General features: G+C 40.9%; 11 protein-coding genes and 1 pseudogene. 10 read left to right on the forward strand and 2 right to left on the reverse strand.

Annotated features, from left to right (window positions below):
* Window positions 1-48: 48 nt before the first annotated feature.
* On the reverse strand, window positions 49-762 hold the full coding sequence (locus AABS66_RS15515; protein ID WP_206082601.1) for an IclR family transcriptional regulator: 714 nt from the start codon (window positions 760-762) through the stop codon (window positions 49-51).
* A 462-nt stretch (window positions 763-1,224) separates the two neighbouring features.
* On the opposite strand from AABS66_RS15515, the gene galE reads away from it, so the two are divergent.
* The 6 genes from galE to AABS66_RS15545 all read left to right on the forward strand — a co-directional run bounded on the left by galE (window position 1,225) and on the right by AABS66_RS15545 (window position 8,653).
* On the forward strand, window positions 1,225-2,250 hold the full coding sequence (gene galE, locus AABS66_RS15520) for a UDP-glucose 4-epimerase GalE (protein ID WP_353167121.1): 1,026 nt from the start codon (window positions 1,225-1,227) through the stop codon (window positions 2,248-2,250).
* Between the two features lie 12 nt (window positions 2,251-2,262).
* A complete protein-coding gene (locus AABS66_RS15525; protein ID WP_272539153.1) occupies window positions 2,263-3,315 on the forward strand; it encodes a UDP-glucose--hexose-1-phosphate uridylyltransferase in 1,053 nt (350 codons plus the stop codon).
* An 81-nt stretch (window positions 3,316-3,396) separates the two neighbouring features.
* Window positions 3,397-4,548: a galactokinase gene (gene galK, locus AABS66_RS15530; RefSeq protein ID WP_206082598.1), complete on the forward strand. Its 1,152-nt coding sequence runs from the start codon at window positions 3,397-3,399 to the stop codon at window positions 4,546-4,548.
* A gap of 20 nt (window positions 4,549-4,568) precedes the next feature.
* On the forward strand, window positions 4,569-5,600 hold the full coding sequence (gene galM, locus AABS66_RS15535) for a galactose-1-epimerase (RefSeq protein ID WP_206082597.1): 1,032 nt from the start codon (window positions 4,569-4,571) through the stop codon (window positions 5,598-5,600).
* A gap of 136 nt (window positions 5,601-5,736) precedes the next feature.
* A complete protein-coding gene (locus tag AABS66_RS15540) occupies window positions 5,737-6,741 on the forward strand; it encodes a substrate-binding domain-containing protein (protein WP_206082596.1) in 1,005 nt (334 codons plus the stop codon).
* Between the two features lie 280 nt (window positions 6,742-7,021).
* The gene (locus tag AABS66_RS15545; RefSeq protein ID WP_206082595.1) at window positions 7,022-8,653 is read left to right on the forward strand and encodes a sodium/sugar symporter; all 1,632 of its coding nucleotides are present in this window, start codon (window positions 7,022-7,024) and stop codon (window positions 8,651-8,653) included.
* Window positions 8,654-8,741: 88 nt separating this feature from the next.
* Here the strand turns inward: AABS66_RS15545 and AABS66_RS15550 are convergent.
* Window positions 8,742-8,924: pseudogene (locus tag AABS66_RS15550) on the reverse strand (zinc-binding dehydrogenase); the annotation flags it as partial.
* Between the two features lie 266 nt (window positions 8,925-9,190).
* On the opposite strand from AABS66_RS15550, the gene lpxL reads away from it, so the two are divergent.
* The 4 genes from lpxL to AABS66_RS15570 all read left to right on the forward strand — a co-directional run bounded on the left by lpxL (window position 9,191) and on the right by AABS66_RS15570 (window position 17,042).
* A complete protein-coding gene (gene lpxL, locus AABS66_RS15555) occupies window positions 9,191-10,114 on the forward strand; it encodes an LpxL/LpxP family Kdo(2)-lipid IV(A) lauroyl/palmitoleoyl acyltransferase (protein ID WP_206082594.1) in 924 nt (307 codons plus the stop codon).
* Window positions 10,115-10,633: 519 nt separating this feature from the next.
* Complete coding sequence (locus tag AABS66_RS15560) at window positions 10,634-12,238, forward strand: N-6 DNA methylase (protein WP_430225140.1); 1,605 nt, start codon at window positions 10,634-10,636, stop codon at window positions 12,236-12,238.
* Window positions 12,228-13,646, forward strand: a complete 1,419-nt coding sequence (locus AABS66_RS15565; RefSeq protein ID WP_430225141.1) for a restriction endonuclease subunit S — start codon at window positions 12,228-12,230, stop codon at window positions 13,644-13,646. Before AABS66_RS15560 ends, AABS66_RS15565 begins: the two co-directional genes overlap by 11 nt.
* A gap of 117 nt (window positions 13,647-13,763) precedes the next feature.
* Window positions 13,764-17,042 (forward strand): type I restriction endonuclease subunit R, encoded by a 3,279-nt coding sequence (locus AABS66_RS15570; protein WP_430225142.1) that lies wholly within the window; start codon window positions 13,764-13,766, stop codon window positions 17,040-17,042.
* Window positions 17,043-17,044 lie beyond the last annotated feature (2 nt).

The following is a 17,044-nucleotide window of genomic DNA, read 5'->3' on the forward strand; positions in this document are numbered from 1 at the left end:
CTATTTTAATTAATTATTATTTGATTTTTATAATTTATATTTCCATATTTAGAATATGGCGGATAACTTACTGGCTGTAGATTTTAATAATGGGTAATATTCAGTTAAATTTTTACTTTGGCTTGATGCAGCAATGCAAAGTGAACCTAAAACGCCTTTTTCAAATGAAAAAATGGGAACGGATAATCCTTGTGTGCCCACTAAATAAGCTTCTTTGGAATAAGCGTAGCCTTCATCAGAATACAGTTTTAATTGTTTCTTCAATGTTTCATTGTCTTGTAAATCATGTTTTTCAAGATACTCATCAATATAGGAGACATCCATCGAGCTGAGAATAATTTGGGTAAAAGGTGCTTCATGCAATGATAATGCTTCACCTTCTTTTGAAGTAAAACGAATAAGGTGCTCACTTTCTAAAATAAAATTGCAAATAGCAATGTCATTATAACGACGATAGATAAAAATAGTCTCATGGGTTTTATCCGCAAGGGGACGTAAGTAGTCATTTGCTAATTGCGAAAATTGTCGTGTGTTATTCGCAAGGTGACCAATTTCAATACAGCGCAAACCTAATAAATACTCTTTATTTTTATTTTTTTGGAGAAAGCCTTGTTCTTCTAAAATATTAAAGCCACGTTGGACAACAGAAGGGCTCTTATCAATATGGCGTGCGAGTTCTCGCACTCCCCATATTGGTTTGCTAATTGAGAAATAATCAAGCAGAGCGAGGACAAAACCCGCAGATTGTAGTCGATTATTCATAAATTTCCCCTATGCGTTAACGTGAGAATGCGATTTTATTGTTATCTCTATCGTTCCTTTTTGAGGAACAGTGTTCCTATATCTAGTAAAGATATAATTAGATTAAATGGCTGGTGAAGTAAATGGATTGTTGCTGCAGTGTTAATTGGATCACTTAATTAATCAGTTTTTTATATTTGAAATTTCAATATCTATTATAATGAATTGAATTTTAATGATTTTATTTTTTTTAGTGTGTTCCTACTAGCGACACAATCCAAACGAGAGAATGCTTTCATTGAGCTAAATAAATAGTGTGGTTTTCCTTCACTCTTATTTTTTGGTTATTTTCAGGGAGCCTTTATATTTTTTGTGTAAACGTTTACACTAAGTCGAGGTTGATCACAGAAGCGGGCAATGACTCATTGTTATACTCCGCAGTAATGGCAAGTTTAAAGATTAAAAAACGTGTAGAGGTGAAAAATGCAACTGACTGAAGTGTTGGTCACAGGTGGGTTAGGGTATATCGGCAGCCATACTTGTATTCAACTAATAAAAGCAGGGTTTTCACCTGTTATCGTTGATAATTTGTATAACGCAAAGCGGGAAGTCCTTAATCGCATTGAAAAATTAACGGGGGTTCGGCCTGTATTTTACCCATGTGATGTTCGTGATGAGCAAGCACTCAATGAGATCTTTGCCTCCCACCAATTTTATTCAGTGATCCATTTTGCAGGGTTAAAGGCAGTCGGTGAGTCAGTCGAAAAACCGATTGAATATTATGATGTTAACCTCAATGGAACCTTAGTATTAGTGCGCTGCATGCAAAAAGTGAACGTAAAGCGTTTGATTTTTAGTTCTTCCGCAACAGTATACGGACAGCCTCATACATTACCTATTACAGAAGATTTCCCGACAGGGAATACTCAGAGCCCCTATGGCACAAGTAAATACATGGTTGAACGTTGTCTTGGGGATCTCTATCAAGCAGATAACACTTGGTCGATATCGGTGTTGCGCTATTTTAACCCCGTTGGCGCACACTCTTCAGGATTACTTGGTGAAGACCCTCAGGGTATCCCAAATAACTTAACACCTTATATTACACAGGTCGCTGTTGGAAAAAGGGAAAAACTGGCTATTTATGGAAACGATTACCCAACCATTGATGGAACAGGGGTTCGTGATTATATCCATGTGATGGATTTGGCGGATGGACATGTCGCTGCATTACAGGGTGTCGGCCATAAAGCGGGGCTGCACACCTATAATTTAGGATCGGGTTGCGGTGTCAGTGTGCTGCAAGTATTGCAGGCTTTTGAAAAAGCCGTAGGAAAACCCATCCCTTATGTGTTTGAACCACGTCGTGCGGGGGATATTGCCGAATATTGGTCAACCCCTGAAAAAGCGTATCGCGAACTTGGTTGGAAAACGTGCCGTACCATTGATGATATGGCGGTAGATAGCTGGCGTTGGCAATCAAATAATCCCAATGGTTACGGTGAATAGGAGAGTAATTGGATGAACACAATGAAATTTAACCCCTCAGACTGCCCTCATCGCCGTTATAACCCACTCACTGGGCAATGGGTGTTAGTTTCCCCTCACAGAGCTAAACGCCCTTGGAGTGGTAGGGATGAAAAGCCTGCGGTAGAAAACTTACCCCATTATGATGCTGATTGTTTTCTTTGCCCAACCAATACACGGGTTTCAGGGGAAGTGAACCCTAACTATCAAGGAACGTATGTTTTTCAAAATGACCATGGTGCTTTATTGGCAGATGCCTGTGCGCAACCGAAAAACCAGTCTGAATTATTTCAAACTCAATCAGTGAGCGGCGTTAGCCGAGTGATCTGTTTTTCGCCAGATCACAGTAAAACCTTACCTGAACTTTCATTGTCTGAAATTGGCGGCGTGATAGACACATGGCAGCAGCAGATTAGTGAACTAAGTAAGTGTTATACATGGGTTCAGGTATTTGAAAACAAAGGTGAAATTATGGGGTGTTCACAGCCACATCCCCATGGGCAAATTTGGGCGAGTGACTTTTTGCCTAATGAAATTGAGCGTAAAAACCATTTTTTATCTGAATATTATCAACGCAATGGCACTAACTTACTGATGGATTATGTTAACGCAGAGCGACTGGATGGCTCTCGCATAGTGGTTGAAACTGAGCACTGGGTAGCACTGGTGCCATATTGGGCTGCTTGGCCATTTGAAACCTTATTATTGCCAAAACAACACATTAAACGCATGGATGAGATGAGCGATGCCATTCGTTTGGACTTGAGTGTTGCGCTGAAAAAACTGACCTGTCGTTACGACAACCTATTTGAATGTTCTTTTCCTTATTCAATGGGATGGCACTTCGCCCCTTATTTTAAAGAACCTAAAAACATTGAACATTGGCAGTTACATGCGCTGTTCTACCCGCCATTACTGCGTTCTGCAACCGTGAAAAAATTTATGGTGGGCTATGAAATGCTGGCAGAAACACAGCGTGATTTAACGCCTGAGCAGGCGGCTCAACGACTAAGAGATGTGAGTGAACAGCACTATAAACAGTGCTAATCCTACAGAAACACACCTAATTAATATTTGTTTGGTTTTTATTTTCCGAGCAAATCAATTTTATGATTAAGGAACACGATAATGGAATTACTAAAACAGACGGTTGCTAGTTCGTTTGAAAAAACATTTGGTTACCCCGCTGATATCTATGTTCAAGCGCCTGGACGGGTCAATTTAATTGGTGAACATACCGATTATAACGACGGCTTTGTTTTACCTTGTGCCATTGATTACCAAACCATGACAGCGGCATCAAAACGCGGAGATCGTGTTATTCGTGTTGTTGCTGCTGATTATGATAATGACAGTGATGAATTCAGCTTAGACGACGAAATTACATTTTTACCTGAAAAAATGTGGGCGAACTATATTCGTGGTGTGATTAAGTTCTTATTAGAACGCGGTTTTTCATTTAATGGTTGTGATATAGCAGTTAGTGGAAATGTCCCTCAAGGCGCAGGTTTGAGCTCTTCGGCCTCATTAGAAGTGGTGATAGGTCAGACTCTTAAGAGTTTGTATCAATTAGATATTAGCCAACAAGAGATTGCGCTTAATGGTCAACAGGCGGAAAACCAATTTGTTGGCTGTAATTGCGGCATTATGGACCAGCTTATTTCTGCGTGTGGGGACGAAGGGCACGCCTTATTGATTGATTGCCGTAGCTTAGAACTGTTCCCTATTTCCATCCCTGATGATTTAGTTGTGATGATAATCAACTCAAATAAACAACGAGGGCTGGTTGGGAGTGAGTACAACACGCGTCGCCAGCAATGTGAGGAAGCCGCGAAAACCTTTGGCGTTAAAGCATTGCGTGACGTGAGCTATGAAGACTTTTTACAGAAACAACACTTGTTGTCCCCCCTTGTTGCTCAGCGTGCAAAGCATGTCATTAGCGAAAATGAGCGCACATTATCAGCGGCCAAAGCGCTGACAGAAAATGATTTATTGTTACTTGGCCAGTTAATGGAACAATCGCATATTTCTATGCGTGATGATTTTGAAATCACAGTTAAAGAAATTGATACGTTAGTGGACATCGTGAAATCGGTTCTAGGCTCTCAAGGTGGTGTCCGCATGACGGGGGGCGGTTTTGGCGGCTGTGTGGTCGCACTAATGCAACAGCAGTTTGTTCAGCCTGTCATCAATGCGGTTGAAGCTCAATATGCGAATAAAACAGGTTTACATGCGGATATTTATGTGTGCCAACCAAGCCAAGGTGCAGGCGTTATATAATTCAGGGCAAAGGATTGTTTATGCAAGAGAGAGACTCCGTTTCATCTGAACCCACGGTGGTGACCTTAACCAATCGACGAGGAATGACAATTATCCTGACAAACCTAGGTGCGAGCTGGTTAAGTTGTATTTTACCCCTCGCAAATGGGCAACGTGATGTTGTTTTAGGCTCCCCTAATATGACCAAACAAAAGGAGCAGGAGGTATATTTAGGGGCAACGGTCGGTAGAGTGGCAAACCGCATTAAAAATGCACAATTTTCAGTTAATGGAATACAGTACAACGTGACAAATAACCAAGGTGTTCATTGCTTGCATGGTGGAAAAGATAATTTCAGTTATCGAATATGGAATATTTCCCAGCAAAATGCACATCAAGTCACTTTTTCGCTAATTTCACCTGATGGCGACCAAGGCTTTCCTGGGGAGCTAAAGGTTGAGGTGAATTATGAATTAACGGAAGAAAACCAAGTGGTTATTCGTTATCAACACCAAACAACACAGATATGCCCAGTCAACCTAACAAACCATACGTATTTTAATCTTGCAGGGGAAGGGGCGGGAGAAACCGTATTAGGCCATGAGTTAGAAATCCAGAGCGGCTATTACCTACCGACTGATTTAGACGGTATTCCGACGGGAGAATGGAAAAACGTAGCGAATACACATTTTGACTTTCGCTGTGTAAAAACAATTGGCCGCGACTTTTTACAAGATGCAGACCAAAAAGCGGCTCGAGGTTACGACCACACATTTATTCTTGATGATACATTGAATAATGCTCGGCAACCCATTGCATCACTGCGTTCTCCTAACGGGGATGTACAAATGAATGTTTTAACGACAATGCCATCAATGCAATTATATACAGGAAATTATTTAATCTCAGTTGCAGGAAAGACAGGGGAATATGCCCCCTATTCAGGCGTCGCATTTGAAACGCAATTTCCCCCTAATGCAGTAAACCACCCTGAGTGGGGGGCGCAGTTTAGCCCGATTTCACAGCCTGAACAGATTTACATCAGTGAAACGTGCTACCAATTTATTTTCTAGACTTATTGTTTTGCATGTTCAACACCGCGATTTAGCGGTGTTTTCTTTTGATTTAAACAATTTTATTATGCGTAATGCCATTGTTTTTAATCCTAGCACATTGTTTAATAAGCCATCCTAATTGTAGAGGTGCACGATGGCGACAATCAAAGATGTAGCGAAAGAAGCAGGCGTTTCCGTTGCAACTGTTTCACGGGTGATAAATAAGTCACCAAAGGCGAGCCTAGCCTCGATTGAATCCGTAAAAAAAGCCATGAATAAACTTGGCTATCGCCCAAATGCTGCTGCACGTGCCCTTGTTAATCAGAGCTCAAATACTATTGGCGTACTAGTCAACGATGTTTCAGACCCCTTCTTTGGCGTCATGGTCAAAGCTGTTGATGCAGTAGCCCACAAAAATGGTAAACATATTTTAATTTGTAATGGTTACCACAATGCGAAAGAAGAACGGCAATCAATAGAGTTGCTGATCAATAACCGATGTGATGCGTTGATTATCCATTCTAAAGCGCTGTCTGATGATGAACTGATTGAATATGCGAAAGAAGTTCCCAGTATGGTACTGATAAATCGCCATATTGAAGCAATTGGTAATCGCTGTATTTCACTGAATAATTACAAAGGCGCGTATTTAGCGACGGAACATCTTATTCGCCATGGCCATACGAAAATTGCTTACATTTCGTCAAACCATCAAATTGAGGATGCGGTACAGCGTCTGTTAGGCTACCGTGATGCCTTAAAAAACAACGGGATAACGCTTTCGGATAGCTATATTGAATATGGGGTGCCTTATGGTGAAGGTGGTGAACAAGCGATGACAAACTTGCTTACCAAATCTTTGGCGATAACGGCGGTTGTAGGCTACAACGATTTTATGGCAGCAGGTGCTATTGCTGTACTTGATGAAAATGAAATTAATGCCCCTGACCAAGTTTCTGTGATTGGGTTTGATGATGTATTAATCGCACGTTATATTCATCCTCGTTTAACCACTATTCGCTATCCTATTCAAATGATGGCAGAAAAAGCCACGCAATTGGCACTCTCTTTAGCTCGAGGTGAAACTATCGCTGGCGATAATTTAATCTATTCTCCCACTTTAGTTCAACGAAACTCTGTTCGTCCACTGCATTCTTAATCGTTCTATCTCAATAAAAACCACAAAGCATAATGTTAAATGATAACGTTTACATTTTGTTTTTGAGGTTTGTCACGTATTTAACATGTATTCTTATTTTTTTAGTCAAAATCTTGCTTTTACTTATTTTTAATACGTTGAATTTGCATTGTTAGTGCAATTTCTGTGGGATTAATAGGCATAAGTAAAAAAATGGTGAAAATATGTGATTCAAGTAACGGAGTTATTTTGTGGTAACGTTTACACTTGCTTCGTTATCACTTGGCGAAGGAAATTTATTATGCAGACAGAAGGTGTTGGATTAAGCACTTTAGACTACGGGATATTTATCTTGTATGTGCTAATCATTATTACCGTCGGGCTTTGGGTATCTCGAGATAAAAATGGGCAAAAAAAAGGAACAAAAGACTACTTCTTAGCAGGAAAAACACTGCCTTGGTGGGCAATCGGTTCATCTTTAATTGCAGCAAATATCTCCGCAGAACAGTTTATTGGTATGTCAGGCTCCGGCTTTTCTATCGGACTAGCCATTGCTTCTTATGAGTGGATGGCCGCATTGACGCTAATTATCGTTGCTAAGTATTTTATGCCTGTATTTATAGATAAAGGCATATTCACCATTCCTGAGTTTGTTGAAAAACGCTTTAATAAAACATTAAAAACGATCTTAGCTGTATTTTGGCTGGCTTTATTTATCTTTGTTAACTTAACCTCAGTACTCTATCTAGGTGCATTGGCATTACAAACCATCCTTGGTATTCCAATGCATTACGCTATTTTTGGTTTAGCACTGTTTGCTGTTATTTACTCCCTTTATGGTGGTTTATCGGCAGTTGCATGGACCGATGTTGTGCAAGTTTTCTTCCTAATCCTCGGTGGCTTCTTAACCACGATTATGGCTGTGAATTATATTGGCGGCGATGCGGGTTTGTTTGCAGGTATGAGCAGAATGGCGAGCGAGGCTCCAGCTCACTTTGAGATGATATTGAGCCAAGATAACCCGCAATTCAGTAACTTACCTGGTATCGCAGTACTGATTGGTGGCCTATGGGTTGCAAACTTATATTATTGGGGCTTTAACCAATACATTATTCAGCGTGCACTGGCCGCTAAATCCATTGGCGAAGCACAAAAAGGTCTAGTGTTTGCGGCATTCTTAAAACTCATTGTCCCTATTCTTGTTGTCGTCCCTGGGATTGCTGCATTTGTGATTGTCTCTGACCCTGCATTACTGGCTGGCTTAGGGACAATGGCTTCTGAACATATGCCAACCTTGGCGCAAGCTGATAAAGCCTATCCATGGTTAACTCAGTTCTTACCTGTTGGTGCGAAAGGTGTCGTGTTTGCTGCATTGGCCGCTGCGATTGTTTCTTCTTTAGCCTCCATGTTGAACTCTGTGGCAACCATTTTCACTATGGATATTTATAAAGAATATATTGCTCCAGCAACTGCCGATCATAAATTAGTGAATGTTGGGCGGGTTAGTGCAGTTATTGCGTTAATTATTGCTTGCTTTATTGCGCCACTGCTGGGGAATATTGGCCAAGCATTCCAGTATATTCAAGAATATACTGGCTTAGTGAGCCCTGGTATTTTAGCGGTATTCCTGCTTGGTCTGTTCTGGAAAAAAACCAATGCGAAAGGTGCTATTATCGGTGTGCTGCTTTCCATTCCATTTGCATTATTTTTAAAGTTAATGCCTCTTGGAATGCCATTCCTCGACCAAATGATGTACACCTTCTTCTTCACTGCGGTAGTGATTGGCTTAATTAGCCTGACAACAGCAAAAGAGGATGATAGCAATGGTGCGATTATCTTGACGTCTGAAACGTTTAAAACATCAACAGGGTTCAATATTGCGTCCTATGCAATTATGGTTATCTTGTGTGTGTTGTATGCTTTGTTTTGGTAATCAGCAAGTGTGTTGATATAAATAAAATGACAAAACCCACAAAAGTGGGTTTTGTCATTTATTGCTAGATTTTATTTTGGGTCAGATATCAGCTTACTTCGATAACGATTTTTCCAAATGCCCCTTGATTGAGTAGTGCCAGTACCTCTGGCAGTTGGTCAAAGCGGAATAATTTATCGATTACTGGTTTTAACTTGACTGAGTCGACAGCCCTGACAAAATCTTCAAGTGCTCGGCGATGACCAACACCAATTCCTTGAATCGTGGGTGTCCATCATACCAATCATAGCTGTTTCAATATGAGGTATAACAATATCACTTTTAGTGAACTTAGATGCAAAGCGGTAACATATTTCAGAGTATGCGTTTATTGATAGGGTTGATTTATATAGGCGATCGTATGGACATGAGCCCAGTGAGAGCTTTTTGCTGAAACCGTGGCGTTGATAAATAATTAATCATAGATGTTGAATTTTAAAAAAATTCAACTGTCTAACGTAGATTGCATACCGCAAAGATGAAGTGTTGATAAATATCATGTACACCAAAAATTTATTTTCTATAAAGTTGCTCCATCCTAAATATGCTATGACATGGTTAGGAATTGTATTTTTATTTTTATTGGTTAAATTTCCTTATAAATGGCAAGTTAAGCTTGGTGCTTTTTTGGGCGAAAACTCGAAGTATTTTATTAGAAGAAGAGTTTCAATTATAAAAAGAAATTTAGAGTTATGTTTCCCAAATAAAAGTACCAAAGAGATAGATGACCTCGTTACTGAAAACTTAAGGTCGTTAGGTATTGCATTATTTGAAACAGGGATTGCGTGGTTTTGGAGTGATAATAAAATAAAAAAATTATTTCAAGTCAAAGGAATGTCTAACTATCAAGATGTTATCAGCAAAAATAAAGGGGTCATCATAGTTGGTGTTCACTTTATGTCTTTAGAGCTGGGCGGTAGGATAATGGGGCTTTGTTTTCCTGTTAATGCGATGTATAGGCCACATAACAATAAAGCGATGGAGTATATTCAAACAAAAGGACGATGCCGATCAGGAAAAGGGATGATAAACCGAAAAAACTTACGATTCATGGTACAAGAATTGAAGAGCGGTAAAGCCATCTGGTTTGCACCAGACCAAGATTTTGGCAGAAAAGGGACTGTATTTGCCCCATTTTTTTCAGTTAAAAATACGTCTACCTCAAAAGGCACATCAACGCTTGCTCAACTGTCTCAATCACCAACACTGACGGTGACATTGTTACGTAATAGTAATGGTATTAATTATGATTTAGTACTAGGAAAAGAAATTATTAATTATCCGACTAATGATGCTTTACAAGACGCCACTATTATTAATTCCATATTAGAAAAGGAAATAATAAAAGCACCTGAACAGTATTTATGGGCTCATAGACGATTTAAAACTAGGCCAGATGGAGAGGCTTCCTTATATATTTAGCGACAATAAAATATGCGTGTTTTTCTGATTATAGGGCTAATAAGGGTCTTTAAGACAAGAAGTGCAAGCAAGAGAATACTAAAAAAATAAATATTCTAGGCAATGTTATTGTTGTAATTAAAAAACGTTTTATCAAACTATTTCTACAATAGCGCCTCTCGAGTCGTTATGTTTTGCATGTGGTACTGATACACAAAGCAATCAGCTCCCCAGCCATAGATAGCAGGGGAGCTGATAAAAGCGATAATATTTCTAAGCAGCCTCAATCATGTACAATCGTCATACACATAGATCTCTTGGTGTTTTTATAATCAATTTTATTATTTTTACTGTTCTATGAATAGAAAAGAGGACTATTATTTTAGCTTTAGCTGCCCAAACCTACCTGATTTTATGAGATAATCTTTTCCAAATCTATTTTGTATATATTATCGGCAGTTAGCGTAAAAATAATCAACACTAACTCAGCCCTACCCGCGCTTTCCGATAATAACTGATAAGAAAAGAGAATCTATCGACATGGCTAAATCACCCGCGAAAAAACCAACCAAAGGCTTTGAAGAAACCCTTTGGGATACCGCTAATCAACTGCGTGGTAGCGTTGAATCCTCCGAGTATAAGCACGTGGTGCTTAGTTTGGTGTTTCTGAAATTTATCAGTGACAAATTCGAAGCCAAACGTAGCCAATTAATCAAGAATGGTCAGGAAGCCTTTGTTGATATGGATGTTTTCTATCAACAAGATAACGTTTTCTTTTTGCCACAACAGTCCCGTTGGTCTTATGTGCAAGAGCGTGCGAAACAAGATGATATCGCGGTGATTATTGATACTGCACTATCCACCATCGAAAAAAGCAACGCATCCTTGACGGGCGCATTACCCGATAACTATTTTTCTCGCCAAGGGCTTGAGCCGAAAAGGCTCGCATCACTTATCGACAGCATTGAAAATATCAATACCCTTGCGACCGAATGTGGAGTAGGGGAAGAAGATCTGGTTGGTCGTGTTTACGAGTACTTTTTAGGGCGCTTTGCCGCCAGCGAAGGTAAGGGCGGGGGGGAGTTCTATACCCCAAAATCGGTCGTGACATTGCTGGCTGAAATGCTCGAACCTTACCAAGGCAAAGTGTATGACCCGTGCTGCGGCTCGGGCGGTATGTTTGTGCAGTCACTAAAGTTTGTGGAAAGCCACCAAGGGAAAAGCAAAGATATTGCGATTTATGGGCAGGAACTGACCAGCACCACCTATAAATTGGCGAAAATGAACTTGGCGGTGAGAGGGCTTACGGGCAACTTAGGCGAACGCCCAGCGGATACTTTTTTTGCCGACCAACACCCTGATCTAAAAGCCGACTTCATTATGGCGAATCCGCCATTTAACTTAAAAGATTGGCGTAATGAAGCGGAGTTAACCAACGACCCGCGTTTTGCTGGTTTCCGTACTCCACCGACAGGCAACGCTAACTATGCGTGGATTTTGCATATGTTGTCTAAACTCAGCGAAGACGGGGTTGCGGGGTTTGTATTAGCCAATGGTTCGATGAGCTCGAATACCAGCGGGGAAGGGGAAATTCGCCAAAAACTCATCGAAGATGACCGTATTGAGTGCATGATAGCTTTGCCCGGTCAGCTATTTTTTACTACGCAAATCCCAGTTTGCCTGTGGTTTATCAGTAAAAGTAAACACGCTAGCGCCAAATATGGCTATCGGAATCGTCAAGGAGAAACCTTGTTTATCGACGCCCGCAATCTTGGCACGATGATCAGCCGTACCCAAAAAGAGTTAACGGCGGATGACATTGCCACTATCGCCGATACTTTCCACGCATGGCGCAGTAGCGAAAGCGAATTGAAACGCCGTATTACCGCCAAAGAAATCAGTGTTGAGCAGTATCAAGATAGGGCGGGCTTTTGCAAAGTAGCCTCCCTTGAAGATATCAAGGCCAATGATTTTGTATTAACGCCGGGGCGTTATGTGGGCGCTGCTGAGGTCGAAGATGACGGTGTGGCGTTTGAAACCAAGATGCAGGAATTGACCCAAACCCTTTATCGCCAGATGGATGAAGCGGCTGAATTAGATAAAGCGATCCGTAAAAATATGGAGGCGTTGGGTTATGGGGAGTGAGTGGATTACGTATAGTATCAGTGAGGTAGGGACGATAATAACAGGTAATACTCCACCTGCTAGAGTTAAAAATTCATACTCAGTGAATAATGGTATTCCATTCGTAACTCCCAAAGATATGGATGGTAGGCGGTTGATTGAACAAACGGAGCGATATCTTACTTTAGATGGTATTGCTGCGGTAAAACGAAATATTGTTCCTGCAATGAGTGTCGCTGTATCTTGTATCGGTTCAGATATGGGTAAAACTATATTATTACAAAAGGAGTCTGTTACCAATCAGCAAATAAACACTATAGTTATCGATGAAGTAAACTTTAATCCAAAATATATTTATTATGTATTGTCAACAAAAAAACAATATTTAAAAGATATAGCTGGCGGAAGTGCTACTCCGATACTTAATAAAAGTGATTTTGGGAAAATTACGATTAAAGCGCCTGCAAAATGTTATCAAGATTTTATTGTCAAATATTTGGACTGTTTGGATTCAAAACTGGAATTAAATCGCAAAATAAACCAAACCCTAGAGCAAATGGCTCAAACCCTATTTAAATCATGGTTTGTAGATTTTGATCCTGTGGTTGATAATGCACTAGATGCGGGTTTTTTTGAGCAGGATTTAGCCTTCTCTGATGAATTACTGCGTCGGGTTGAAATACGTAAAGCAGCGCGTGAAAGTGATAATTTCAAACCGTTATCAGAGGATATTCGTCAGTTATTTCCTGATGCGTTTGAAGAATGCACAGGGCCTGCGTTAGGGCTTGGCGGTTGGGTGCCGGAGGGGTGGGAAATATCAACAGTAGATGATGAACTTACTGTAAAAGGTGGTTCTACCCCAAGCACTGCAAATCCAGATTTTTGGGAGGATGGGAATATTCACTGGACATCTCCAAAAGACCTTTCCGGTAGCCAAGAGAAAATAATGCTCGATACAGAGCGAAAAATCACTGAACTTGGACTAAAAAAAATCACATCTGGATTACTTCCCATCAATACAGTATTAATGTCTTCACGAGCACCTATTGGCTACCTTGCTATGGCAAAAATTCCAGTTGCGATTAATCAGGGATATATTGCAATTACTACAACAAAAAGGCTTTCACAGGAGTATGTCCTTTATTGGTTGAATTCTTCGATGGATGAAATTAAAGGGATCGCTGGTGGTACAACCTTTGCTGAAATCAGTAAGAAAACGTTTAAGAGTATCTCAATGGTTATACCTGATTCTCAAGTGATTGAGAAATATACAGTTACAATTAAAAGTTATCTTAATAAAGTAACGTTAAATGCGAAAGAGAGGGAGGGGTTAGAAAAACTCCGCGACACGCTCCTCCCCAAACTGATCTCTGGCGAGCTGTCTTTGAGTGATATAAAAATAGACATTCCAGAAGAAATACTCATCTAATTTATTCGACCGCTTCACATTTTTCTTATTGTGAGGCGGTTTTTGTTATCTAATCAATTAAACTATCTTAATTAAAACAACCCGATAAAAACTAATAAATAAATAGAAGCCACTGATATGAGCCATATCTTCACTGAAGCTAAACTGGAACAGGCAATTATTGAACTGCTAGGACAACATGCAAACAATGCTGGGCAAACCTGCTATCCGCATTATCTCGGCATTACTATCCCGCGCAAAGACAACAGTGAAGTATTGATAGTGGATGATTTGCGTCAGTATCTCGCCAAACAGTATCAAGCAGATGGTATCACCGACGGTGAGATCACCACGATTGTACAGCAGTTGCAATCTCTCCCTGCCAGTGACCTCTACCAAAGCAACAAAACCTTCTGCCATTGGCTCAGTAACGGCTTTTTACTCAAGCGCGAAGATCGTAAGCAAAAAGACCTGTATATCGAACTTATCGATACCCAAACACTGCCAAATCAGTTGGCGAGGTTATTTGCAGGGGAAGACATGCTATCCATAGCAGATAATAATCGCTATCGGCTAGTTAACCAGTTAGAAATAGAAGGGCAAGCGCGGGACGGTGGCGTACAACTGCGCATCCCTGATGCCATTTTATACGTCAATGGGTTACCGCTGGTAGTGTTTGAATTTAAATCGGCGGTGCGTGGGGAAGAGGCAACGCTATTTGATGCATGGACACAGCTTTGCGTGCGTTATCGTCGCGATATTCCCAAGCTGTTTGTTTATAACGCCCTGTGTATTCTCAGCGATGGCGTGAATAACAAAATGGGTAACCTATTTGCCCCTTATGAATTCTATTATGCATGGCGTAAAATCAACGGCAATGAGTCAACGGAAAAACAGGGTATCAATGGCCTGTACACAATGCTCGAAGGGTTATTTCACCCCATTCGTTTACTGGATGTACTGAAAAACTATATTTTCTTCCCAGATACTAGTAAGCATGAAGTGAAAGTGTGCTGCCGTTATCCCCAGTATTACGCGGCTCGTAAGCTGTATTACAACATCGAGAAAGAGCGTAAACAGATTAACACGGATGGTGAAAATATTGGTGGTAGTGGTAAAGGGGGCACCTACTTTGGCGCAACAGGTTGCGGTAAAAGCTACACCATGCAGTTTTTAGCGCGTCTATTGATGAAAAGCGTTGATTTTGCCAGCCCGACCATTATTTTAATCACTGACCGTACCGATCTTGATGAACAACTCGCAAAACAGTTTTGCAATGCAAAAGCTTTTATTGGCGATGAAATTATTGTGCCAGTCACCAGTCGCCAAGACTTGCGCGACAAGCTAGCAGGGCGTGCTAGTGGTGGGGTATTCCTCACCACTATTCATAAATTTACCGAAGATATTCAACTACTTTCTGAGCGCAGTAATATTATCTGTATCTCAGATGAAGCTCACCGCAGTCAAATCAACCTAGACCAAAAAATCAGTATCAGCCAAGAAGACGGTACGGTTAAAAAGACCTATGGCTTTGCCAAATACCTGCATGATTCACTGCCGAATGCCACCTATGTAGGCTTTACGGGGACGCCTATCGACGCCACCTTAGATGTATTCGGTGAAACAATCGATAGCTACACCATGACCGAATCGGTGAATGATGAAATCACAGTGCGCATTGTGTACGAAGGGCGTGCGGCTAAAATCGCGCTTGATAACAGCAAATTAGAAGAAATCGAACGCTACTATCAAGAGTGTGAAGCCCAAGGCACCAGTGAGTATCAGATAGAAGAAAGTAAGAAAGCCACGGCTAACATGAACTCCATTTTAGGTGATCCTGACCGTATCGATGCCCTAGCGAAAGATTTTGCGCAGCATTATGAAAAGCGGGTGGAAGAAGGTTCAACCATTAAAGGCAAAGCGATGGTGGTTTGCGCCAGCCGTGAAATTGCCTATGCCTTTTATCAGAGCCTGAAATTACAACGGCCTGAGTGGTTTGAAGCGAAGCTGGCAATTGATGGTGTGGAACTCACCGAGCAAGAGAAAAGTGAATTGATGCATTTGCCGATGGTCAATATGGTGATGACCCGCGGGAAAGATGACCATGAGGCGATGTACAATTTGCTGGGAACGAAAGATTACCGCAGGGAGTTAGATAAGCAATTTAAGAACCCGAAATCTAACTTCAAGATAGCCATCGTGGTGGATATGTGGCTAACGGGTTTTGACGTGCCAGAGTTGGATACCATCTATATCGATAAGCCATTGCAAAAGCATAATCTTATTCAAACCATTTCCCGCGTGAATCGCCGTTTTGAAGGGAAAGAAAAAGGGGTAGTTGTTGACTACATTGGTATTAAGAGCCGCATGAATATGGCGCTCGCCATGTATTCAAAAGCCGATAAGTCTAATTTTGAAGATGTTCAGCAATCCATTGTTGAGGTACGTAATCACCTCAATTTGCTTTCACAAGTATTCCATAAATTTGATAGCCGTGATTACTTTTCAGGTTCGCCAACGCTACAACTAGATTGCCTCAATCGGGCGGCTGAATTTATTCTGCAAACCAAGAAAGTTGAACTGCGCTTTATGGGCTTAGTGAAGCGATTGAAAGCCGCTTATGATGTGTGTGTGGGCAGCGAAGATATCACCCAAGATGAACGTGAGCACATTCATTTTTACCTCGCAGTACGTTCTATCGTCTACAAATTAACCAAAGGCGATGCACCCGACACGGCGCAGATGAACCAAAAAGTACGCGAGATGATAGCCGAAGCGCTTAAAGCGGAAGGCGTGGAAGAGATTTTCACATTAGGCGATGACAAAGCGGAAACCATCGATATTTTTGATGATGAATATATGGCGCGCATCAATAAGATCAAGCTGCCGAATACCAAAATGCAACTGCTGCAAAAGATGCTCCAAAAAGCCATTAGTGATTTCCAAAAGGTCAACCAACTCCAAGGGATCAACTTCTCCAAGCGTTTTCAAGCCTTAGTCGAACAATATAATCAACGCAAAGAGAATGATGTGCTCAATGGCGAAGAATTCGACGATTTCACTGCGCAAATGGCGGATATGATTTACAACATCAAAACTGAAATGATGTCGTTTAAGGATATCGGTATCGATATGGAAGAAAAAGCCTTCCTCGATATTTTGCAGCATATGTGCCAGAAATACGATTTCACCTACGATGATGACAAAATGCTGGCGCTTGCTAAGGATATGAAGCTAATTGTCGATGACAGCACACAGTACCCTGACTGGAGCAACCGAGAGGATATTAAAGCGAAGCTGAAGGTAGATCTTATTTTATTATTACACCGCTATGGTTTCCCTCCAGTGGCAAATGACGAGGTGTATAAAAGCGTTCTGGAACAAGCCGAAAACTTTAAGAAATATCAGTTGGTGTGATT

It is taken from the genome of Providencia sp. SP181 (assembly GCF_050446505.1).
Taxonomy (GTDB): domain Bacteria; phylum Pseudomonadota; class Gammaproteobacteria; order Enterobacterales; family Enterobacteriaceae; genus Providencia; species Providencia vermicola.

Coding starts and splice junctions, on each gene's coding strand:
- AABS66_RS15515 (WP_206082601.1), bottom strand. CDS start 762: ATGAATAATCGACTACAATCTGCGGGTTTTGTCCTCGCTCTGCTTGAT.
- galE (WP_353167121.1), top strand. CDS start 1,225: ATGCAACTGACTGAAGTGTTGGTCACAGGTGGGTTAGGGTATATCGGC.
- AABS66_RS15525 (WP_272539153.1), top strand. CDS start 2,263: ATGAACACAATGAAATTTAACCCCTCAGACTGCCCTCATCGCCGTTAT.
- galK (WP_206082598.1), top strand. CDS start 3,397: ATGGAATTACTAAAACAGACGGTTGCTAGTTCGTTTGAAAAAACATTT.
- galM (WP_206082597.1), top strand. CDS start 4,569: ATGCAAGAGAGAGACTCCGTTTCATCTGAACCCACGGTGGTGACCTTA.
- AABS66_RS15540 (WP_206082596.1), top strand. CDS start 5,737: ATGGCGACAATCAAAGATGTAGCGAAAGAAGCAGGCGTTTCCGTTGCA.
- AABS66_RS15545 (WP_206082595.1), top strand. CDS start 7,022: ATGCAGACAGAAGGTGTTGGATTAAGCACTTTAGACTACGGGATATTT.
- lpxL (WP_206082594.1), top strand. CDS start 9,191: ATGTACACCAAAAATTTATTTTCTATAAAGTTGCTCCATCCTAAATAT.
- AABS66_RS15560 (WP_430225140.1), top strand. CDS start 10,634: ATGGCTAAATCACCCGCGAAAAAACCAACCAAAGGCTTTGAAGAAACC.
- AABS66_RS15565 (WP_430225141.1), top strand. CDS start 12,228: ATGGGGAGTGAGTGGATTACGTATAGTATCAGTGAGGTAGGGACGATA.
- AABS66_RS15570 (WP_430225142.1), top strand. CDS start 13,764: ATGAGCCATATCTTCACTGAAGCTAAACTGGAACAGGCAATTATTGAA.